At 68.3% G+C, this 18,553-nt stretch carries 20 protein-coding genes; 11 read left to right on the top strand and 9 right to left on the bottom strand.

The features are described 5' to 3' along the window. Positions 1-775: 775 nt before the first annotated feature. From SJY11_RS22500 to SJY11_RS22490, 3 genes are all read left to right on the top strand, one after another. Positions 776-1,762, top strand: a complete 987-nt coding sequence (locus SJY11_RS22500) for a Tim44 domain-containing protein (protein ID WP_376988951.1) — start codon at positions 776-778, stop codon at positions 1,760-1,762. 177 nt (positions 1,763-1,939) lie between these two features. Then, positions 1,940-2,746 carry a 4-hydroxy-tetrahydrodipicolinate reductase gene (gene dapB / locus SJY11_RS22495; RefSeq protein ID WP_376989398.1) on the top strand — a complete coding sequence of 269 codons (807 nt, stop codon included), beginning with the start codon at positions 1,940-1,942 and terminating at the stop codon, positions 2,744-2,746. 12 nt (positions 2,747-2,758) lie between these two features. Continuing rightward, the gene (locus tag SJY11_RS22490; protein WP_376988950.1) at positions 2,759-3,382 is read left to right on the top strand and encodes an alpha-ketoglutarate-dependent dioxygenase AlkB family protein; all 624 of its coding nucleotides are present in this window, start codon (positions 2,759-2,761) and stop codon (positions 3,380-3,382) included. 9 nt (positions 3,383-3,391) lie between these two features. On the opposite strand, the gene SJY11_RS22485 is transcribed toward SJY11_RS22490, so the two are convergent. The 3 genes from SJY11_RS22485 to SJY11_RS22475 form a co-directional block, all read right to left on the bottom strand. Beyond that, positions 3,392-4,015 (bottom strand): trimeric intracellular cation channel family protein, encoded by a 624-nt coding sequence (locus SJY11_RS22485; protein WP_376988949.1) that lies wholly within the window; start codon positions 4,013-4,015, stop codon positions 3,392-3,394. A 4-nt stretch (positions 4,016-4,019) separates the two neighbouring features. After that, positions 4,020-4,622, bottom strand: a complete 603-nt coding sequence (gene grpE, locus SJY11_RS22480; RefSeq protein WP_376988948.1) for a nucleotide exchange factor GrpE — start codon at positions 4,620-4,622, stop codon at positions 4,020-4,022. 92 nt (positions 4,623-4,714) lie between these two features. Next, positions 4,715-7,459, bottom strand: a complete 2,745-nt coding sequence (locus SJY11_RS22475) for a [protein-PII] uridylyltransferase (protein WP_376989395.1) — start codon at positions 7,457-7,459, stop codon at positions 4,715-4,717. Positions 7,460-7,809: 350 nt separating this feature from the next. Between SJY11_RS22475 and SJY11_RS22470 the strand changes: the two genes are divergently transcribed. Genes SJY11_RS22470 through SJY11_RS22460 form a run of 3 tightly spaced genes read left to right on the top strand, consistent with a single transcriptional unit; the run spans position 7,810 to position 10,417 of the window. Then, positions 7,810-8,775, top strand: coding sequence for an aliphatic sulfonate ABC transporter substrate-binding protein (locus SJY11_RS22470; protein WP_376988947.1), 966 nt, complete (start codon positions 7,810-7,812; stop codon positions 8,773-8,775). A gap of 17 nt (positions 8,776-8,792) precedes the next feature. Then, entirely contained in the window at positions 8,793-9,623 is an 831-nt protein-coding gene (locus tag SJY11_RS22465; RefSeq protein ID WP_376988946.1) for an ABC transporter permease, read from the top strand. An 11-nt stretch (positions 9,624-9,634) separates the two neighbouring features. Next, positions 9,635-10,417, top strand: coding sequence for an ABC transporter ATP-binding protein (locus SJY11_RS22460; RefSeq protein ID WP_376988945.1), 783 nt, complete (start codon positions 9,635-9,637; stop codon positions 10,415-10,417). Positions 10,418-10,423: 6 nt separating this feature from the next. Here the strand turns inward: SJY11_RS22460 and SJY11_RS22455 are convergent, their stop codons facing one another. Together SJY11_RS22455 and SJY11_RS22450 are read right to left on the bottom strand one after the other, a co-directional pair. After that, positions 10,424-10,714, bottom strand: coding sequence for a BrnA antitoxin family protein (locus SJY11_RS22455; protein ID WP_376988944.1), 291 nt, complete (start codon positions 10,712-10,714; stop codon positions 10,424-10,426). Next, positions 10,692-10,985, bottom strand: a complete 294-nt coding sequence (locus SJY11_RS22450) for a BrnT family toxin (protein WP_376988943.1) — start codon at positions 10,983-10,985, stop codon at positions 10,692-10,694. The genes SJY11_RS22455 and SJY11_RS22450 overlap by 23 nt, the downstream gene beginning before the upstream one ends. A 127-nt stretch (positions 10,986-11,112) precedes the next feature. On the opposite strand from SJY11_RS22450, the gene SJY11_RS22445 reads away from it, so the two are divergent. After that, complete coding sequence (locus tag SJY11_RS22445) at positions 11,113-11,622, top strand: OsmC family protein (RefSeq protein WP_376988942.1); 510 nt, start codon at positions 11,113-11,115, stop codon at positions 11,620-11,622. Between the two features lie 12 nt (positions 11,623-11,634). Here SJY11_RS22445 and SJY11_RS22440 read toward each other — a convergent pair whose 3' ends face one another. Continuing rightward, positions 11,635-12,819, bottom strand: a complete 1,185-nt coding sequence (locus tag SJY11_RS22440) for a DNA recombination protein RmuC (RefSeq protein WP_376988941.1) — start codon at positions 12,817-12,819, stop codon at positions 11,635-11,637. A gap of 120 nt (positions 12,820-12,939) precedes the next feature. Between SJY11_RS22440 and def the strand changes: the two genes are divergently transcribed. From def to truA, 3 genes are all read left to right on the top strand, one after another. Next, on the top strand, positions 12,940-13,515 hold the full coding sequence (gene def / locus SJY11_RS22435; protein ID WP_376988940.1) for a peptide deformylase: 576 nt from the start codon (positions 12,940-12,942) through the stop codon (positions 13,513-13,515). 192 nt (positions 13,516-13,707) lie between these two features. After that, positions 13,708-14,637: a methionyl-tRNA formyltransferase gene (gene fmt / locus SJY11_RS22430; RefSeq protein WP_376988939.1), complete on the top strand. Its 930-nt coding sequence runs from the start codon at positions 13,708-13,710 to the stop codon at positions 14,635-14,637. Then, positions 14,637-15,374: a tRNA pseudouridine(38-40) synthase TruA gene (gene truA / locus SJY11_RS22425; protein ID WP_376988938.1), complete on the top strand. Its 738-nt coding sequence runs from the start codon at positions 14,637-14,639 to the stop codon at positions 15,372-15,374. The genes fmt and truA overlap by 1 nt, the downstream gene beginning before the upstream one ends. Before the next feature lie 20 nt (positions 15,375-15,394). On the opposite strand, the gene SJY11_RS22420 is transcribed toward truA, so the two are convergent. The 3 genes from SJY11_RS22420 to SJY11_RS22410 are packed head-to-tail and all read right to left on the bottom strand — an operon-like array spanning position 15,395 to position 17,659. After that, positions 15,395-15,985, bottom strand: a complete 591-nt coding sequence (locus tag SJY11_RS22420; protein ID WP_376988936.1) for a hypothetical protein — start codon at positions 15,983-15,985, stop codon at positions 15,395-15,397. A 55-nt stretch (positions 15,986-16,040) separates the two neighbouring features. Continuing rightward, the gene (dapE, locus tag SJY11_RS22415) at positions 16,041-17,237 is read right to left on the bottom strand and encodes a succinyl-diaminopimelate desuccinylase (protein ID WP_376988935.1); all 1,197 of its coding nucleotides are present in this window, start codon (positions 17,235-17,237) and stop codon (positions 16,041-16,043) included. After that, positions 17,186-17,659 (bottom strand): DUF805 domain-containing protein, encoded by a 474-nt coding sequence (locus SJY11_RS22410; protein ID WP_326907179.1) that lies wholly within the window; start codon positions 17,657-17,659, stop codon positions 17,186-17,188. The genes dapE and SJY11_RS22410 overlap by 52 nt, the downstream gene beginning before the upstream one ends. Positions 17,660-17,885: 226 nt before the next feature. Between SJY11_RS22410 and SJY11_RS22405 the strand changes: the two genes are divergently transcribed. Next, complete coding sequence (locus tag SJY11_RS22405) at positions 17,886-18,500, top strand: ribonuclease D (RefSeq protein ID WP_376988933.1); 615 nt, start codon at positions 17,886-17,888, stop codon at positions 18,498-18,500. Positions 18,501-18,553 lie beyond the last annotated feature (53 nt).

The raw sequence follows: 18,553 nt of genomic DNA, 5'->3' as shown, positions 1-18,553 counted from the left end.
AGCCTTGTGTCAGGTCAATGACACAGGAGGGTGTGATGAGCCTCACGCTTCGTCTCGACCGGTTGGTCATGGGTGCGGCCTTCGTTTTCATGATGTTGATCGTGTTGGGAGCGTTCTGACGACGTCCGTCTCGAGTCACTACGACCATGGGTTCCAGAAACACCGCCGGGAAGAATTCCCGGCGGTGTTTTCGTTGATCGGGCCGTTTCTCGTCGGCCGGTGGTCCAGGAGCGGTGTCGGCGGCGTGGATCAGCTCTCCGGACACGGCGCCCCGGTGATCTGCCAGGACATGAGGTTCGTCACCCGGCCGCATTGAGCGATCCGTCGTCCCTGGGTGGTGCGGATGCAGGACGAACTCCCCTCCGCGATCTTGCGACCGTCGTTCCAGCAGAAGCAGAGCGGCTCGGGAGCCTGGGCCTGCCTCGGAGGGTCCAACGGAAGGGCGGGCTCGGCCGCGACCACTGTGGAGACGACGAACGGGAGCATCACGGCTGCGGCCGATAGTCGCCACAGCAAGGCCGGAAGGGCAACGTAACTGCGTCTTGTGGCGTGCGCTGCCCGAAGGATACCGGTCATGTCTCGCCCCCGAGGAACGAAAGGTCGCATCTATCCGTGCTTCTTGCAGTGTAGCACGAGACTGCCCGCCGGCACAGCGCGAGCTATATTTTCATTTTATTGTGCAATGCAGAGAGGCGCCCTGCAGCGATCTTGCAGAAGTCGAATGCATGCCCCATATCCCCCGGAAGAGAGCCCAAGGGGGGCTCCGGGAGGAACCATGTCTCTGATTTCGCTCGCCCGTCGTGGTCGTGTCGTCGCCGTACTCGCTGGTGCTCTGCTGCTCGTGCCCGTGCTGGCCGAGGCCAGGCCCGGTGGCAAGGGCGGCTTCGGAAGCCGCGGTTCGCGCACCGAAGCGCCGCCGGCCCGCACCAACACCGCGCCCAATGGCGCCCAGCCCTTCCAGCGCAGCGCGACGCCGTCGCCGACCCAGGCCGCTCCGGCCGCGGGCGCAGCCGCTGCGGCCCAGGCCGCGCGTCCCTCGATGGCGCGCAACCTGATGATGGGCGTCGGCGCCGGTCTCCTCGGCGCCGGCCTGTTCGGCCTGCTCTCGGGCTCGGGCTTCTTCAGCGGTCTCGCCTCGCTGGCCGGCATTCTCGGCTTCCTGCTGCAGATCGCCCTGATCGGCGGTGCGATCTGGCTGGCGATGCGCTTCTTCCGCCGCCGCTCCGAGCCGCAGCTCGCGACCGCCGGCGCGCCGCTGGCGCGTGACGCGATGTCGCCGCAGCCGGGTGCGCGCATGGGCGCCATGGCTGGCAGCGCGAGCGCTGCGACGGCGGCTGCCGCTTCGCACACCACGCCGGTCGAACTCTCGGGCGATGATTTCGCTGCCTTCGAGCGGCTGCTCTCGGAGATCAACGAGGCCTATTCGAACGAGGACGAGAAGGGCCTGCGTGATCGCGTGACGCCGGAAATGTTCGGCTATTTCGACGACGACCTCACGGCCAATGGCCGCAAGGGTCTGGTCGATCGCGTCTCGGACGTGAAGCTGCTGCAGGGCGACCTCTCGGAGGCCTGGGGCGAGGACGGCTACGAGTTCGCCACGGTCTCGATGCGCTTCAGCCTGATCAACGCGCTCTATGAGCGGGCCACCGGCAAGGTCGTCGACGGCAATGCCAGCGTGCCGCAGGAGGTCACCGAGTACTGGACCTTTGTGCGCGCCCGCGGCGCCGCTTGGAAGCTCTCGGCGATCCAGCCGGCCGCCTGAGGCGCTCCGCATCGATCCTTCAGAACGGCCGGGGCGACCCGGCCGTTTTTCGTTGCGCGGATTCGGGTGTCGCGCCGGGCCGATCCGTCCTATAGCCGGGCCCGCGACGCCGCCGGGGAGGGCGCCCGCATCCGTTCGACCGATCCCCGCCCGCTGGAGACCACAGCCATGTCCGATATGCGACTTGTCGTCGTCGGGGCCGCCGGCCGCATGGGCCGGATGCTGATCCGCGCCGTTCACGATGCGCCGGGCTGCGTTCTCTCGGCCGCCATCGAGCGGCCTGGCTCTCCGCATCTCGGGCAGGATTCGGGTTTGCTCGCCGGCCTGCCCGCCAATGCCGTGCCGGTGAGCGACGATGCGGCATCGGCTTTTGCCGCGGCCGATGGCGTGCTGGATTTCACCATGCCGGAGGCGACTGTCGCCTTCGCGGCGCTGGCGGCGCAGGCCCGCATCGCCCACATCGTCGGCACCACCGGGCTCGAGCCCCCGCATCTGGCCAAGCTCGGTGAGGCCGCGCGCGACACCGCCATCGTCCGCTCCGGCAATATGAGCCTGGGCGTCAATCTGCTCGCTGCGCTGGTGCGCAAGGTCGCGGCGACGCTGGGAACGGATTGGGACATCGAGATCGTCGAGATGCATCACCGCATGAAGGTCGATGCTCCGTCGGGCACCGCGGTGCTGCTCGGTGAGGCCGCGGCGGCCGGCCGCGAGGTTGAGCTGGCAGAGCAGCGCGTCGCGGTGCGGGACGGCCACACCGGTGCCCGCGTGCCCGGAACCATCGGTTTCGCGACGCTGCGCGGCGGCACCGTGGTCGGCGACCACAAGGTCGTCTTCGCGGGCACGGGCGAGCGGCTCGAACTCGCCCATGTCGCGGAGGATCGGGGGCTGTTCGCGCAGGGCGCCGTCAAGGCCGCTCTCTGGAGCCGGGGGCGGGCGCCGGGCCTCTATTCCATGGCCGATGTCCTCGGGCTCGACGGTCTCTGAGGGACGGCTGCGATGACGCGCCTCTTCGTCGCGCCGGGCGTCGTCCACTGGCCCGGCTATCTCGGGGCGGAGGCGCAGGCTGCGCTCGTCGCCGATCTGCGCGCGGTGGCAGCGCGGGCACCCTTCTTCCAGCCGCGCATGCCGAAGACCGGCAAGCCCTTCTCGGTCCGCATGACGAATTGCGGCGCGCTCGGCTGGGTCTCGGACGAAACGGGCTATCGCTACCAGCCGCTCCATCCCGTAACCGGCGAGCCCTGGCCGCCGATGCCTGACGTCCTGACGCAGGCCTGGCGCGACCTCGCCTTCTATCCGCACGAGCCCGAGGCCTGCCTCGTTAATTTCTATGCGGCCGACGCGCGGATGGGCCTGCACCAGGACCGCGACGAGCAGGATTTCGACGCCCCCGTGCTCTCGCTCTCGCTCGGGGACACGGCGGTCTTCCGCATCGGCGGCTCGCAGCGCGGCGGCAAGACGGTCTCGCTGAAGCTGGCCTCGGGCGATGCGCTGCTGTTTGGAGGCGAAGCGCGGCTGGCCTATCACGGCATCGACCGCATCCTCGCCGGCTCTTCGGCCCTGCTGCCGCAGGGTGGGCGCATCAACCTGACCTTGCGCCGCGTGACGAAGCCACCGGCCTGAGGGCGGGCCTCAGCGCGAGGCGTCCGATCCCGGCAGGTTCGGAAACGACCAGCCCAGCAGGATCGAGCCGGCCCGCAGGCCGAATCCCGCGGCCAGTCCGCCGAGCATCACGACAGGGGCGCTGAAACCCAGCGTCGTCAGCACCGCGGTCGCGCCGGCGCCCGCCGCGGCGGCGGTGACATAGAAATCCCGGCTCCAAAGCACCATGGCGCGGTCGCCCGCCAGAATGTCGCGCAGGATGCCGCCGAAGGAGGCGGTGACCGCCCCCAGCGCCACGGCCGAGAGCGGCGGCACGCCTGCCGCCAGCGCCTTCTGCGTGCCGGAGACGGCGAAAAGGGCGAGCCCGGCGGCGTCGGACCAGATCAGCAGCCGCTTGGCGCTCCAGTCATCCATGCGGCCGGGCCGGAGATAGGCGATGGCCCAGGCCACCAGCGCGACCACCGTGCAGAGGATGACGATGAGCGGCGCCTCGACCCAGGCGACGGGCCGGCCCAGCAGCAGGTCCCGGAGCGTGCCACCGCCGACGCCGGTGACGGTGGCGAGCAGGATGAAGCCGAACGGGTCCATGCCCTTGCGGGCGGCGACGAGGGCGCCGGTCAACGCGAAGACGGCGACGCCGACGGCCTCGATCACGGGGTTAGTGGGCGGTCGGGGTGGTGTCGCCGCCCTCGGCCGCCTGCGGCTTCGGCGCGCCGGCTGACACTCCCACCAGCGCCGGTCGCAGCACGCGCTCGCCGATCTTGTAGCCGGACTGCACCACCTTGGAGACGAGCCCCTTGGCGACCTCGGCATCGGGTGCCTCGAACATCGCCTGGTGCATGTTGGGGTCGAACTTCTCGCCCAGCGGTTCGATCTTGCGCACGCCATGGCGTTCCAGCGTCTTGAGGAGATCGCGCTCGGTCAGGTCGACGCCCTCGATCAGCGCCTTTAGCGCCGGCTCTTCCGTGGAACGCGCCGCATCGGGGAGGCTTTCCTGGGCTCGGCGCAGATTGTCGGCCGCCCCCAGCATGTCGCGGGCGAAGCTCGTCACGGCATAGGCCTTGGCATCGGCGATCTCGCGCTCGGTGCGGCGGCGCAGGTTCTCCATGTCGGCCAGCGTGCGCAGCAGCTTGTCCTTGAGGTCGTCGCGCTCCGCCTCGATCCTGGCGAAGTTCGCCTGGATGATCTCTTCCGGCGTCTGCGGCTTCGCCTCTTCGATCGGCTCGGCGTTCGGGTTGTCCGTCGCAGGGTTCTGCGTCATGGCGTGATCCAACTCTCGCAAATCATGGCCGCGGGCGGGAAGGCGCGTGCCGGCGGCGTTCGTGGCCGATATCGGGCTTGTCGGCACTTAAATCAAGCACGGGCGGTCGCCCGCACCCTTGCGGCAGGCGTCTTCTCCGCCTCGGGGCCGAACACGTCCAGCAGCGCCTTGCGGATGGTGAGCTGCCGGGCGGTGGAGACGATCTTCGCGTTGGTCAGGTCGGTGACATAGAACACGTCGACCGCCTTCTCGCCGAAGGTCGCGATATGGGCGGAGGCGATGTTGAGGTTGAGCTTTCCGATCGCGGTGGTCAGATCATAGAGCAAGCCAGGCCGGTCGAGGCCCGCGATCTCCAGAACGGTGTGCCGGGCTGAGAGCACATTATCGATGATCACCTCCGGCGGCACCTGGAAGGTCTGGCCGCGGGGCGGTGGGGCCCGGCGCTGCGCGACGAGATCGGCGATCTTGATCTCGCCCTTCAGCGCCCGCTCGATCGCCGCCGCGATCCGCTCTGCCCGGCGCAACTCGTCGTCGTCGCGGTCGAAGGCGCGCGAGACCGAGATCGTGTCGAGCACCAGCCCGTCGGTGGTGGTGAAGATCTGCGCATCGACGATGTTGCCGCCCGAGGCCGCGCAGGCGCCGGTGACGATGGCGAGCAGCCGCGGATGGTCCGGCGCCAGGATGGTGAGCTCGGTCACGCCGCGGAACTGGTCGGTCTCGACCAAGGTCGCGGTCGTGCGCCCCTCGGCCTCGGCGCGGGCCATGAAGCGGGCATGCTTCTCCTGCCGCCCGACATCGGTCTTGATCCAGTAGGCCGGGTAGTGGCGGGCGAGATAGGCGTCGCGCGCGGCATCGTCCCAGTCCGAGAGCCGCTCCTTCAGCGCGTCCTGCTTCTTCTCGACCCGCGCCTTGCGCTCGATCGCGGAATGCCCGCCGGCGAGCATGATCTCGGTCTCGTAATAAAGCGTGCGCAGGAGCTGGCCCTTCCAGCCGTTCCAGACGCCGGGGCCGACGGCCTTGATGTCGGCCACCGTCAGCACGAGCAGCAGCTTCAGCCGCTCCAGCGTCTGCACCGTCGCGGCGAAGCTCTCGATCGTCTTGGGGTCGCCGAGATCGCGGCTCTGCGCCACCGTCGACATGTCGAGATGGTGCTCGACGAGCCAGGCGGCCGTCTCGGTCTGGCCCTCCGTCAGGCCCAGCCGCGGCCCGAGCTTGCGGGCGATGCGAGCGCCCGCCACCGAATGGTCCTCGATGCGCCCCTTGGCGACGTCGTGCAGGAACAGGGCGACGTAGAGCGCGCGCCGGTTGGTGATCGTCGGCATGATGCCGTTGGCGAGGGGATGCTCGGATTCGAGCACGCCCGCATCGATCTCGGCGAGGACGCCGATGCTGCGGATCAGATGCTCGTCGACCGTGTAGTGATGATACATGTTGAACTGCATCATCGCGACAACGCGCCCGAAATCCGGCACGAACTTGCCGAGCAGTCCGAACTCGTTCATCCGCCGCAGCACAGCCTCGGGCGAGCGGCGGGCCGTCAGGATCTCCAGGAAAATGCGGTTGGCGTCGGGGTCGTTGCGCAATTGCGGCGTCACCAGCCGCAGCGACTGCGTCACCAGCCGGCTGGCGTCGGGATGGATCGCCAGATCGTCGCGGCTGGCGATCTCGTAGAGCCGCAGCAGATTGACCGGGTCGCGCCGGAAGGCGTCGGGATCGACGACGTTGAGGCGTTGGCTCCTCAGCGTGAAGTCGGGATGGCCGAGCGCGCGCACCCGCTTGCGCTTTGCAAAGGAGCCGAGAAGACGCGAGAGCGAGGCGCGCGGCTTCTGCTGGCGCGCTTCGAGCGCAGCGCACACGATCGCGGTCAGGTCGCCGACATCCTTGGCGACGAGGAAATAGGCCTTCATGAAGCGCTCAACCGGTGCCTGTCCGCTGCGCCCGGCATAGCCGATCGCCGCCGCGACCTGGCGCTGGAGATCGAAGGACAGTCGCTCCTCGGCCCGGCCGGTGATGAAATGCAGCCAGCAGCGCACGCGCCAGAGGAACTCCTCCGAGCGCTGGAACATCAGCAGTTCCTTGCGGTCGAACAGCCCGGCCGCCACCAGCTCGCGCACATCGTTGACGCGGTAGGCGTATTTGGCGATCCAGAACAGCGTGTTGAGATCGCGCAGGCCGCCCTTGCCGTCCTTGACGTTGGGCTCGACGAGGTAGCGCGAGGTTCCGGCGCGACGGACCCGGGTTTCGCGTTCCTGCAGCTTGGCCTCGGTGAAGGCGGGCGCTGTCCCCTCCACGACCTCCGCACCGTAGCGGCGGACCATGTCGTGGAACAGCAGCACGTCGCCGGCCACGAAACGCGCCTCCAGCATCGCGGTGCGGATCGTCATGTCGGCGCGCGCCTCGCGCACGCATTCGTCGATCGAGCGGACCGAATGGCCGACCTTCAGCTTCAGGTCCCAGAGCGGATAGAGCATCGCCTCGACCACGCTCTCGCCCCAGGCGGTCTGCTTGTGCGGAAACAGGAACAACAGGTCGACATCCGACCCCGGCGCCAGCGTGCCGCGCCCGTAGCCGCCGACGGCGACGACGGCGATGCGCTCCGACTGGGACGGGTTGAGCGCCGGATAGAACAGCTCGGTCGCCGCTACATGCAGGCAGCCGACGATCCCGTCCATCACAGCGGACAGATGCTGGGCACAGACCAGGCCATGGCGGGGACGCTTCAGCAGATCCCGCGCGGAATCGAGGCCCTGGTCGAGAACGTCCCGGAGTGCCGCGACGAGCAGGGGGCGCGCGGTGCCCGCAGGAGCGGCGGCGGCGCGCGCCAGCAGATCGGCCATGGCGCGGCGAGGGCTGGCGAGAACGGCGTTGAGTTCGAGCACCGGCTGATCGGCGACGGATGACACCAGCCCTGACCCCGCTTGCTGTGATGGCCGGCCCGCAAGCCGAGCAGGCTGGTTAGCATGCGAGAGGGATTCGCAAAGCGGTTTCATTAAACAGATGTTGTATGTGGAATTAGAGATTCAACATCTCTGGCTGTACTGTTTGACATACAGAACAAGTGGACCTACAAGGCGGATACGCGCCGATTTGAGCCACCAGCTTGCGGGCGCGAAACAAGTGCAGCTAAAGCGTGGGGCATGAGCACATCCTGTCGCTCGGTCCCTTCGCGCATCGAAAGGGACCACGAATGACCATTTCCCGCCGCTTCGCTCTGGCCGGCCTCGCCGCCTCGTTCGTTCTGTCTGCCGGACAGGCCGTCGCCCAGGCGCCCAAGGAAATCCGCGTCGACTTCGCGACCTATAACCCGGTCAGCCTCGTCCTGAAGGACAGCGGCATCCTCGAGAAGGCGCTGGCGGCGGACGGCATCACCGTGCGCTGGGTCCAGTCCGCCGGGTCCAACAAGGCGCTGGAGTTCCTCAATGCGGGCTCGCTCGACTTCGGCTCGACGGCCGGCGCCGCCGCGCTGATCGGCAAGGTCAACGGCAACCCGATCAAGACGATCTATGTCTATTCGCGGCCTGAATGGACGGCGCTCGTCGCCGGCGCCAAGAGCGACATCACCAAGGTCGCCGACCTCAAGGGCAAGCGCGTCGCCGTCACCCGCGGCACCGACCCGCATATCTTCCTCGTCCGGGCGCTGGCCGAAGCCAAGCTGACGGAGAAGGACGTCAAGCTCGTCCTCCTGCAGCATGCCGACGGGCGCCTCGCGCTCGAGCGCGGCGACGTCGATGCCTGGGCCGGTCTCGATCCGCTGATGGCCGCCGCCGAAATCGAGAGCGGCGCGAAGCTGTTCCACCGCAAGGCCGCCGACAACACCTGGGGTGTGCTCAACGTCCGTGAGGCCTTCGCCAAGGACCATCCGGCGCTCGTCCGCAAGGTACTGGCCGCCTATGAGGAGGCGCGGGCCTATGCACTCGCCAACCCGGCCGCGCTGAAGAAGACGCTGGTCGCCTACACCAAGCTGTCGGATGCGGTGATCGAGCGGCAGCTCACCCGGACCGAGCTCACGCATTCCACGGTCGGGCAGGCCCAGGCCGAGACGATCATCGCGGCCGGGCTTGCGCTGCAGGAAGCCGGCGTGCTGCCCGCCAAGACCGATGTGAAGGCCGTGGTCGACGATCTGCTCGACCGCCGCTTCGCCGCCACCAACTGACGCTGCGCCGGCCCCGGATGAGCGCGCTCGGCATCGAGACGGCTGCGGATGAGCAGGGCGGTCCCGCTCGTCCGCGGCCACGCCGGGCGGGCGTGGCGCTGGCGGGCTTCGCGCTACCGGTCGTGCTGGCCGTGTTGTGGGAGATGGCTGTCAGCTCGGGCCTCGCCAATGGGCGCCTGATGCCGCCGCCGAGCGTGGTCGGCGCCACCCTCTGGTCTCTCGCGGCTTCGGGCGAACTTTTCACCCATGCCGCGGCGACGCTCTGGCGGGTTGCGGCCGGGTTTGCTCTCGGTGCTGCCGCGGGCACCTTGCTCGGCGCCATCACCGGGGCGCTTCCTGTGGCGCGAGGCCTGATCGATCCGACGCTGCAGGCCCTGCGCGCCATTCCCTCGATCGCCTGGGTGCCGCTCTTCATCCTCTGGCTCGGCATCTTCGAGGCGTCGAAGGTGGCCCTGATCGCGGTCGGCGTGTTCTTCCCGGTCTATCTCGGCGTCGCCGCGGCGATCCAGGGCATCGACCGCAAGATCGTCGAGGTCGGCCGTGTCTTCCGGCTCGGCCGGCTGGCGATGGCGCGGCGGGTGCTGCTGCCGGCGATCCTGCCGGCCTGGATCACGGCGTTGCGCTCGGGGCTGGGGCTGGGCTTCATGTTCGTGGTCGCCGCCGAGATCATGGGCGCCAGCGAAGGCCTCGGCTACCTCCTCGTCGATGGCCAGCAGCTCGGCCGGCCCGACACCATCATCGCGGCCATCATCAGCTTCGCCGTGCTCGGAAAGCTGGCCGACGGCCTCCTCGTCGCCCTGACGCGGCCGGTTCTCGCCTGGCAGGACACGGCCCGCGACAAACTCTGAGAAAGCCCTCGATGCTGAGCTTCGAGACCCTGTCGAAAACCTATGCCGACGGCACGCAGGCGCTGTCGGCCGTCACCCTCGATGTCGCGCAAGGCGAGATCCTGGCGCTGGTCGGCGGCTCCGGCTGCGGCAAGACCACGCTGCTGCGCCTGATCGCCGGCCTCGACCGGCCGAGCGCCGGGCGCATCCTGCTCGATGGCGAGGCGATCACCGAGCCGCGCGCCGATGTCGGGGTGATCTTCCAGGAGCCGCGCCTCTTCCCCTGGCTCACGGTGGCCGAGAATGTCGGCTTCGGCCTCTCGCATCTCTCCGGCTTCGAGCGCGAGGGGCTGGTCACCAACGCCCTCGTGCGGGTCGGCCTCGGCGGCCATGACCGGCGCTGGCCGCGCGAACTCTCCGGCGGCCAGCAGCAGCGCGTCGCCATCGCCCGCTCGCTCGTCACGCGCCCCAAGCTGCTGCTGATGGACGAGCCGTTCTCGGCGCTCGATGCCACCACCCGCGCCAGCCTCCATGGCCACCTGCTCGCTCTGTGGGTGGAGAGCCGGCCCACCGTCGTCATGGTCACGCATGACGTCGAGGAGGCGGTGACGCTGGCCGACCGGATCGTGGTGATGCAGCCCAAGCCAGGGCGGGTCTTCGACGCGTTCGACAACCCGCTCGCCCGCCCGCGCGACCGGCTTTCGCCGGCCTTCGAGGCGGCCAAGCGCGAGATCCTGCGCAGCCTCAACCGCTCGCTGCGCGACGAGGCCCCGCACCAGCAGAAGGCGGCGGAGACAGCCGGGATGTGGTGGTGAAGGCTCTCAACCCGTCTTGCGATGAGTTTCCATATAGTGCCGTAGAACCGCGTTCATGCGCGTCTGGTAGCCACGGCCCTGTGCCTTGAACCAAGTCACCACATCCTCGTCGAACTTGGCGTTGACCGGCGTCTTTTGCGGGGGGAGGCCAATGAAGGCCTTCGCCCAGTCCTCACGGCGGGTGGCCGGATTGTCGACATCGGCGCGGGCCATGGCCTCTATCTCGTCATCCGACAACGCCGCGATCCGTTCGAGGTCACTGGCGCGGCCCGGCTTACCGGCTGGCTTGGCGCTCATGATAAATGCTCCTCTCGTCCCTGCTGGCGGGGCGCGCCGAAATCAGATGCATGCGTGCCGTGCGGGGTGTGAAAGTCACGTTGATCACGCGCCCTTCGAACTCGACCAGCATGTTGTAGCGGTCCTCGCCATAATCGACGCGATGATCGGCACGAGTCACGACGAAACGCCCGTCGAACACGACATGCAGATCAGCGAAATCATAGCCGTGATTGACCAGGTTCAGGCTTCGCTTGCCGTCGTCCCAACTGCAGCGCTCATCAAATCCCATACAGCAAAATCTACATGATCATGTAGATGCGGCAAGGCTGTGGCGCCATCGCGCGACACTGGCCACAGCAGCCGAATGACGCTATCCGCCCAGCAGCCCGCTTCCCGTCATGCAAGGTTCTGACACCATGGACGTCACCGCTCTCCGCGCCCTGCAGGCCCCGCTCAAGGACTCCTACCGTTCCGATCCCGGCGCGGCCGTCGTCACCCTGAAGGCCAAGGGCGAACTCGACGATCAGCACATCGCCTGCAAGGTCGAGACGGGCCGCGCCATCGCGCTCGCGGGTCTGCACCCGGCGACCGGTGGCTCGGGCGCCGAACTCTGCTCGGGCGACATGCTGCTGGAGGCGCTGGTCGCCTGCGCCGGCGTGACGCTCAAGGCGGTGGCGACCGCGCTCGAGATCGAGCTCAAGAAGGGCGTCGTCCATGCCGAGGGCGATCTCGACTTCCGCGGCACGCTCGGCGTCGCCAAGGACGCTGCCGTTGGCTTCAAGGCGATCCGGCTCTCCTTCGAGGTCGAGACCGATGCGCCGCAGGAGAAGCTCGACACCCTGCTGAAGCTGACCGAGCGCTACTGCGTCGTGTTCCAGACGCTCAATGTGAAGCCCGAGCTCAGCGCGACCCTGTCGGTCGCCTGATCACCCGGCCGCTCACTCGGCGGCCTTCTTCAGGGTCAATCCCTCGGCGAAGGGCAGCGTCGGCTCGCCCTTTGCCTCGTCGAAATCCAGTGCCACGATGCGCTCGCCGCGGCCGGTGATCTTGCCCGCCGAGGTTCGCAGGCCTGCCACATCGTCCTGCGCCTGGCGGAAATGCTGGTCGAGCTTCTCCGCCCGCTCGCCGAGCCGGCGGACATCCGCCAGCAGCTTGCCGACCTCGCTCTGGATCACCTGCGCCTCCTCGCGCATCCGCGCGTCGCGCACCAGCGACTGCATCAGCTGGATCGCCAGCGCGAGCAGCGAGGGCGAGACGATCATGATCCGGGCGCGATGCGCCTTCTGGATCACGTCGTCGAAGTGCTCGTGCAGATCGGCATGGATCGATTCCGAGGGCACGAAGAGCAAGGCGAGGTCCTGCGTCTCGCCAGGCAGGAAATAACGCTCGGCGATGTCCTTCACATGCACGCCGACATCGTTGCGCACCCGGGCGGCAGCCGCCTTGCGCGCTTCCTCGCCGCGGGCCTCGCGCAATTGCGTGAAGCTCTCCAGCGGGAATTTGGCGTCGATGACGAGACCGCGCCCGTCGCCAGGCAGCGTCACCAGGCAATCAGGCCGCTTGCCGTTGGAGAGCTGCGGCTGGAAGGCGAAGAAGGCGCCGGGCAGCCCGTCGCGGATGATCGCCTCCATCCGGCCCTGGCCATAGGCGCCGCGCGCCTGCTTGTTGGAGAGCACGTCGCGCAGCGTCACCACCTCGGAGGTGAGGCTGGTCAGGTTTTTCTGGGCGCTGTCGATCACCGCAAGCCGCTCCTGCAGCCGGCCCAGGCTCTCGCTGGTCTGGCGGACATTCTGCTCGAGGCCCTGGCCGACCTGATGACGCAGGCCTTCCATCCGGTCGGCGACGAGGCGCGCGAGATCACCCTGCCGCGTCGAGAGGATTTCCGCCATGGACTGCATCCGGCCGGTCAGCTCCGCCTGGAGACGGTTCATCTCGGCGACCTTGTCGTCGGTCTCGCGGGCGCGCTCGGCGGCGATCAGCGCCTCCAGCGCCCGTCGCCGGCTGCCGCGCCAGGCGGAGAGCGCCAGCAGCAGGAGGAGCCCGAGGGTCGCTCCGCCGAAGCCGAGCGCGGCCTGCGCCCAGGTCACCGGCTGGTCGAGAAGGAGGAAGGCGATCTCTGTCATCCCGGCAGGATAGCCGATTCGGGTGAATCAGTTCGAACGAAAGCGGAACGGTTTGACCCGCGATGCGCGAGCGCTTATGTGGCCCGTCCACCACCTGAAAAACCGCGCAGACACAGCTCCATGGCCATCCGCCCGCTCGTCATCCTGCCAGACGCCCAGCTCCGGCTGGTCTCCACCCCGGTGGCCGAGATCACGCCTGAGATCCGCACGCTCGTCGCCGACATGTTCGAGACGATGTACGACGCGCCGGGAATCGGGCTGGCCGCCATCCAGATCGGCGTGCCCACGCGCGTGGTGACGCTCGATGTCGCCAAGCGCGCGGCCAGCGAACGGGCGGATCCCGAAGACACCGACGCTGAAGACGCCCAGGAGAAGCGCGATGCCCAGCCGCGCAACCCGATCGCCTTCATCAATCCGGAGATTACCTGGTCCTCGGAGGAGCGCAGCGTCTACGAGGAAGGCTGCCTCTCGATCCCGGAATACTACGAGGAGGTCGAGCGCCCGGCTGCGGTCAAGGTCGCCTACACCGATCTCGACGGGAAGCGGCAGGAGATCGAGGCCGACGGTCTGCTCGCGACCTGCATCCAGCACGAGATCGACCATCTCAACGGCGTGCTGTTCATCGACCATCTCTCGCGCCTCAAGCGCGAGCGCGTCACCAAGCGCTTCGCCAAGCAGGCGCGGCGCGAGGGGTGACGCAACCGAGTTAAGACCTTCCGCAGCCCTCATCCTGAGGAGCGGGCGGAGCCCGCGTCTCGAAGGATGCTCCAGACGTAGCCGGAGCCTCCTGGAGCATCCTTCGAGACGCCGCTGCGCGGCTCCTCAGGATGAGGGCTCACATAATCAGGCGGCGGGCCATGCCTGCCCAGTTGAGGTAATATCCAGCGTATGAGTTTGCGCGTCATCTTCATGGGCACGCCCGATTTCGCGGTGCCGACCCTGACCGAGATCATCGGCCAGGGCCACGAGGTCGTCAGCTGCTACACCCGCGCCCCGGCCCAGGCCGGCCGCGGCCTCGAACTGAAACCCTCACCGGTACACAGGGCGGCCGAGCGCTTCGGCATCCCCGTCTTCACGCCCAAGACCCTGAAGACGCCCGAGGTGGCTGAGCAGATCGCCTCCCACCAGGCCGATGTCGCGGTCGTCGTTGCCTATGGCATGATCCTGCCGCAGGCGATTCTCGACATCCCGGAACTCGGCTGCCTCAACCTGCATGCCTCGCTGCTGCCGCGCTGGCGCGGTGCCGCGCCGATCCTGCGTGCGGTGATGGCCGGGGACGCTGAAAGCGGCGTCTGCGTGATGAAGATGGAGGCCGGCCTCGACACGGGCCCCGTCGGCATGGTCGAGCGGCTGGAGATCGGCCCCGACATGACCTCCGGAGAACTGCACGACCGGCTGGCGCCGCTGGGAGCCGATCTGATGGTCCGCGCGCTCGCCGCGCTCGGCCGGGGTGGCCTGCGCTTCACGCTGCAGCCGGAGGAGGGCGTGACCTACGCCGCCAAGATCGCCAACGCCGAGGCGAAATTGAACTGGGCCCGCCCGGCTCGGCAGGTTCACGATCTCGTCCGCGGGCTCGCACCCTTTCCCGGCGCCTTCGCCGAGATCGATCTCGGCAAGGGCCCCGAGCGGCTCAAGGTCCTGCGCACGGCGCTCGCCGGCGGTGCGGCCGAGCCCGGCATGCTGCTGGACGAGGACGGCACCGTCGCCTGCGCGGAAGGGGCGGTGAAGCTGCTTCAGGTCCAGCGTGCCGGCGGGCGACCCGTCAGCGGCGCGGAGTTTCTGCGCGGGGCGCGGCTCTCAGCCGGCCACAAGCTCTGATGCCGCGCTACAAGCTCGTCATCGAATATGACGGCACGCCCTTCTCGGGCTGGCAGCGGCAGCTCAACGGCCCCTCCGTGCAGCAGAGCGTCGAGGAAGCGATCGAAGCCTTCTGCAACCATCCCGTCCGGCTGCATTGCGCCGGCCGCACCGATGCCGGCGTCCACGCCACCCATCAGGTCGCCCATGTCGATCTGGAGAAGGACTGGCGCACGGATGTCGTGCGCGACGCCAGTAACGCTCGCCTCAAGCGCCTGCCCGTCGCCGTCTGCAGCGCCGAAGCCGTGTCCGACGAATTCGACGCCCGCATCTCGGCGAAGCGGCGCTACTACATCTACCGCATCCTCAACCGGCGCGCCCAGCCGGCGCTCGACCGCGACCGGCTCTGGCATGTGCCGGTGAAGCTGGACCATGAGGCGATGGACCGCTCGGCCAAGGCCCTGCTCGGCCATCACGACTTCACCACCTTCCGCGCCGCCGAATGCCAGGCCAACAGCCCGATGCGGACGCTCAACCGTCTCGATGTCCGTCGTGAGGGCGACGAGATCGTCGTCTACGCCCATGCCCGCTCCTTCCTGCATCATCAGGTCCGCTCGATCGTCGGATGCCTGAAGATGGTCGGCGCCGGGCGCTGGCCCGAGAACAAGCTGGGCAAGGTGCTGGCGGCGCAGGATCGCTCGCAATGCGCGGCGCTGGCACCACCTTGTGGGCTCTATCTCGCCGGCGTGGATTACTGAGCGCTGCGGGTCGGTCGGCGTCAGAAAACCAGGACGCCGCAGATGCGCAGGATCGCATAGTCGGCGACGACGCTTGCCAGCAGCACCGGCAAGGCGAGCCCGCTCTCGGCCCCGAAGGCCGCGCGCGCCACGCAGTAGCGCAGCCGCAGCACGATCACGGCGAAGGCCAGGGTCTGGATCAGTGCGAGGCCGGGTGTCGACCAGCCGATCGCGAAGACCGCCGCCGGCACGGCGATGAGCCCGACGGAGATGATGCCCGCCCAGTTCCAGGCGATGACGAAGGTCGTGAAGCGCGGCCAGTGCAAGAGTTGCGGCGCCAGCCCAAGCAGCAGGGCCGGCACCGCCAGGATGCTCGACACGGTCGCGCCGAGAACGGCCAGCGCCAGCCCTGGGGCGGTGAAGAGGCCCGCCGCATTGGGCAGGCCGACATGGAGCCGGAGGGCGGCGAGAAGCGCGATCGCCGCCGGAAGCGTCAAGGGCAGCAGGGCAACGAAGGAGCGCCAGAACCCGCTGCGGGTCAACTCCAGTTCGTCGAGCGCTTCGGCACCGCGCGCCATCAGCTGCCATGAGGCGCGCAGCGAGCGCGCCACATCGTTGGCCGCAAGCTTCATCCGACCATCCTTAGACTTTCGTCTAAGGTGACTATGGGTTAGGAGCTCGGGGCCGTCAATCGGCCCGTTCGCTGCCGAAATAGGCCTTCAGTAGCCGGCGGGTGATCGCTTCGAGGACGATGAGGTCCGCGACGGCGACGCACTCGTCGACCTGATGCATCGTCTGGCCGACGACGCCGTACTCCACGACCGGGCAATAGCTCTTGATGAAGCGGGCATCCGAGGTGCCGCCGGTGGTGGACAGGGCCGGACGCCGGCCCGTTTCGGCCTCGACGGCATCCGCGACCATCGCCACGAAAGGGCCGGGTTCGGTCAGGAAAGCGACCGCATTGGTCGGGTCGAAGACGATCTCGTAGCGGACGCTGTTGCCCGCGGCCTCGCGCAGGCGCCTTTCGATCTCGGCCGCCAGAGTCTCCGGCGTCCAGACGTCGTTGAAGCGGATGTTGAAGACGGCCCTGGCCTGTGCCGGGACGACATTCGTCGCCGGATTGCCGACATCGAGCGTCGTCACTTCCAGATTGCTCGGGTCGAAATGCGCGGTTCCGCCGTCGAGCGGGGTGGCTTCCAGTGCTGCCAACAGCCGCACCATGCCACGGATCGGGTTCTCGGCCAGATGCGGATAGCCGACATGGCCCTGCTTGCCATGAACGGTGAGGCGGCCCGTCAGGGAGCCGCGCCGCCCGATCTTGATCATGTCGCTCATCGTCGCCGGGTTGGTCGGCTCGCCCAGCAGGCAATGATCGAAGCGCTCGCCGCGGGCATGCGCCCATTCCAGCAGCTTGACCGTGCCGTTCACGGCCGGTCCCTCTTCATCGCCCGTGACGAGGAAAGCGATCGACCCCGGTGCATCCGGGGTTTCGCGCCGGAAACGCAACACCGCGGCGATCATCGCGGCGAGGCCACCCTTCATGTCGCAGGCGCCGCGCCCATGCAGCACGCCGTCGCTGACCGTCCCGCCGAAGGGATCGCGCGTCCAGGCGCCGGCGTCTCCCACCGGCACGACGTCGGTATGGCCTGCGATGACGAAGACCGGGCCCTTGCGGCCGATTCGGGCATAGAGATTCTCGATGTCGGGTGTCCCGGGGGCGGCAAAGACCGGCCGCTCAACCGTGAAGCCCTCGGCCGCCAGAACCTGGGCGATGAGGCTCAGCGCGCCGCCTTCCGCCGGCGTGACCGACGGACAGCGGACGAGGGCCTGGGTCAGCGCGACGGGGTCGAGGGGATCGAAGGCGAGGGGCGCGATTGTGTCCATGCGCCCGCTTTAGCATCGGCATGGCCCGCCGCAAGCGGCTCCTCATCACGTACTGACGGCATCAGGCCGAGATCGACCAGCGCGAACAGCCAGGCGATCAGCGAGATCGTATCGAGGGAAGGCGCCCAGGCAATCGGCAGCAGGGGCTGGAGTTGCCCCGGCAGTACGATCGCGCAGATCAGGAGGATGCCGTAGAGGCCGCTGCTGCCGCGGTCGGTGGCGCGCTTCGCCGCCAGCGCGGCCCAGGGGAAGAGGGCGAAGGCCTGGGCGAAAGCGACCGCACGCTCGGCGTCATGGCCGAACACCGCCGGCGCGGCCTGCTGGATGCCGAACAGCGCCAGCGCGACCACGACACTGCCGAGCCAGAAGCGGCCCGGGCCAATGCGTCCATCGAAATCGGCGAGCAGGCGGAAGAGGGTCATCGATCAGGCTCCGATGACGCCGTTGTGGCACGCCCGGCCGCGCCCCGGAAGGATATGGTGAATAAAAGGTTAACGCGGTCGTTTGGACCTCGCCCCGAAAGAGCTTGAACGGGGGCGGCCGCCCCGTTAGCTCCGGCAGAGGGTGGCGGCTCTCCTCGATCGGGAGCGACCCGGCCGGGCACGAATCCGGATGACAGGGCGCGACAGCGCCGAGCGAGGGTACGAGATGACGATCCGATTCCACCGCGGCGATCTGCCGGACGGCTTCGAGGCCGGGACCAGCGTCGCCATCGACACCGAGACGCTGGGTCTCAACCCGCATCGGGATCGTCTCTGCGTCGTCCAACTCTCGCGCGGCGACGGCAGCGCCGACGTCGTCCAGATCGTGAAGGGGGGAACCCGGCCGGAAAACCTGCTGCGGCTGCTGCAGGATTCCGCCGTCCTGAAGCTGTTCCACTATGCGCGCTTCGACATTGCGGTCCTCCGCCAGGCCTTCGGCGTCGTCACCGGCCCGGTCTACTGCACCAAGATCGCCTCGAAACTCGCCCGCACCTATACCGACCGGCACGGGCTGAAGGATCTGGTGCGGGAGCTGCTCGGGATCGAGCTTTCCAAGCAGCAGCAATCTTCGGACTGGGGGGCCGAGACGCTGAGCGAAGCTCAGCTCACCTACGCCGCCTCGGATGTGCTGCATCTGCACGCACTGCAGCAGAGGCTCGAGACCATGCTCGCCCGCGAGGGCCGGACCGATCTGGCCCGGGCCTGTTTCCAGTTCCTGCCCTTCCGGGCCGAGCTCGATCTGGCCGGGTGGCCGGAAACCGACATTTTTGCTCATACTTGACAATTTCGAAGGCATCTTGCGTCAGTCTGGCGACGGATGAACGGTGCGGGGGC

The sequence above is a fragment of the Allobosea sp. R86505 genome, assembly GCF_042466375.1.
GTDB lineage: Bacteria > Pseudomonadota > Alphaproteobacteria > Rhizobiales > Beijerinckiaceae > Allobosea.
This window is presented reverse-complemented; position numbering and strand designations above follow the sequence as displayed.

Excerpts from the sequence above, each read along its gene's own strand:
- dapB (WP_376989398.1), top strand. The coding sequence starts at position 1,940 with ATGCGACTTGTCGTCGTCGGGGCCGCCGGCCGCATGGGCCGGATGCTG.
- SJY11_RS22475 (WP_376989395.1), bottom strand. The coding sequence starts at position 7,459 with ATGGCCGATCTGCTGGCGCGCGCCGCCGCCGCTCCTGCGGGCACCGCG.
- SJY11_RS22490 (WP_376988950.1), top strand. The coding sequence starts at position 2,759 with ATGACGCGCCTCTTCGTCGCGCCGGGCGTCGTCCACTGGCCCGGCTAT.
- def (WP_376988940.1), top strand. The coding sequence starts at position 12,940 with ATGGCCATCCGCCCGCTCGTCATCCTGCCAGACGCCCAGCTCCGGCTG.
- SJY11_RS22455 (WP_376988944.1), bottom strand. The coding sequence starts at position 10,714 with ATGAGCGCCAAGCCAGCCGGTAAGCCGGGCCGCGCCAGTGACCTCGAA.
- SJY11_RS22445 (WP_376988942.1), top strand. The coding sequence starts at position 11,113 with ATGGACGTCACCGCTCTCCGCGCCCTGCAGGCCCCGCTCAAGGACTCC.
- SJY11_RS22410 (WP_326907179.1), bottom strand. The coding sequence starts at position 17,659 with ATGACCCTCTTCCGCCTGCTCGCCGATTTCGATGGACGCATTGGCCCG.
- SJY11_RS22450 (WP_376988943.1), bottom strand. The coding sequence starts at position 10,985 with ATGGGATTTGATGAGCGCTGCAGTTGGGACGACGGCAAGCGAAGCCTG.
- SJY11_RS22500 (WP_376988951.1), top strand. The coding sequence starts at position 776 with ATGTCTCTGATTTCGCTCGCCCGTCGTGGTCGTGTCGTCGCCGTACTC.
- truA (WP_376988938.1), top strand. The coding sequence starts at position 14,637 with ATGCCGCGCTACAAGCTCGTCATCGAATATGACGGCACGCCCTTCTCG.
- SJY11_RS22405 (WP_376988933.1), top strand. The coding sequence starts at position 17,886 with ATGACGATCCGATTCCACCGCGGCGATCTGCCGGACGGCTTCGAGGCC.
- SJY11_RS22420 (WP_376988936.1), bottom strand. The coding sequence starts at position 15,985 with ATGAAGCTTGCGGCCAACGATGTGGCGCGCTCGCTGCGCGCCTCATGG.
- SJY11_RS22460 (WP_376988945.1), top strand. The coding sequence starts at position 9,635 with ATGCTGAGCTTCGAGACCCTGTCGAAAACCTATGCCGACGGCACGCAG.
- grpE (WP_376988948.1), bottom strand. The coding sequence starts at position 4,622 with ATGACGCAGAACCCTGCGACGGACAACCCGAACGCCGAGCCGATCGAA.
- SJY11_RS22440 (WP_376988941.1), bottom strand. The coding sequence starts at position 12,819 with ATGACAGAGATCGCCTTCCTCCTTCTCGACCAGCCGGTGACCTGGGCG.
- SJY11_RS22470 (WP_376988947.1), top strand. The coding sequence starts at position 7,810 with ATGACCATTTCCCGCCGCTTCGCTCTGGCCGGCCTCGCCGCCTCGTTC.
- dapE (WP_376988935.1), bottom strand. The coding sequence starts at position 17,237 with ATGGACACAATCGCGCCCCTCGCCTTCGATCCCCTCGACCCCGTCGCG.
- fmt (WP_376988939.1), top strand. The coding sequence starts at position 13,708 with ATGAGTTTGCGCGTCATCTTCATGGGCACGCCCGATTTCGCGGTGCCG.
- SJY11_RS22465 (WP_376988946.1), top strand. The coding sequence starts at position 8,793 with ATGAGCGCGCTCGGCATCGAGACGGCTGCGGATGAGCAGGGCGGTCCC.